General features: G+C 66.8%; 1 protein-coding gene. It reads left to right on the top strand.

All coding sequences use genetic code 11. The annotated features are described in order from the left end of the window. Positions 1–28: 28 nt before the first annotated feature. The coding region (locus ACLNEE_RS17000; RefSeq protein ID WP_412007466.1) for an SDR family NAD(P)-dependent oxidoreductase at positions 29–422 on the top strand (394 nt) is incomplete at its 3' end.

Here is a 422-nt window from a genome sequence, read left to right on the forward strand (position 1 = left end):
TCTCGACGTGACTGCCATGATGTCGGCCATGCACATCACAGAGCTGTTCTCGGTCGAGGGGAAGGTCGCCATCGTCACCGGTGGGTCACGGGGCATCGGCGAGATGATCGCCGAGGGCCTCGTCCGCAACGGTGTACGGACCTACATCACCGCCCGCAAGGCCGAGGCCTGTGACGCCACCGCGGCTCGGCTGGGCGAGTTCGGCGAGTGCGTGTCGATCCCCGCCGACCTGGCCACCGCCGAGGGACTCGCCGCGTTCGTCGGTGCATTCTCCGAGCGCGAGGATCGCCTCGACATCCTCGTGAACAACGCCGGTGCTGCATGGGGCGCACCGATCGACGAGTTCCCGGCATCGGGGTTCGACAAGGTGCTCGACATCAACGTCAAGGCGCCGTTCCTGTTGACCCAGGCCCTGCTCGGAC

Source organism: Aphanothece stagnina RSMan2012 (assembly GCF_046764815.1).
GTDB lineage: Bacteria > Cyanobacteriota > Cyanobacteriia > PCC-6307 > Cyanobiaceae > NIES-981.